1 protein-coding gene is annotated in these 246 nt (G+C 55.3%); it reads left to right on the top strand.

Annotation, left to right across the window (positions count from 1 at the left end):
- Positions 1 to 246, top strand: a 246-nt coding sequence (locus tag Q4563_RS21790; protein ID WP_303606021.1) for an MMPL family transporter, incomplete at both ends; no start/stop codon positions are given.

Below are 246 nucleotides of genomic sequence, written 5' to 3'. Positions count from 1 at the left end.
GCCGGTGATTGCTCTGGGAGTAGGGATTGGCGTTGACTATGGCATCTATATTTACAACCGACTGGAGGCGCTGCTGATTTCTGGCCTGTCGCTGAAGGATGCCTATCTGGAAACCCTGCGTTCTACCGGCAAGGCGGTCAGCTTTACCGGCGTGACGCTGGCGATCGGTGTGGCTACCTGGATGCTGTCGCCGATCAAATTCCAGGCTGATATGGGCATCCTGCTGACCTTTATGTTCCTCTGGAA

Source organism: Gilvimarinus sp. 1_MG-2023 (assembly GCF_030548285.1).
Note: the sequence above shows the minus strand (reverse complement) of the source record. Positions and strands in the feature narration are given on the sequence as shown.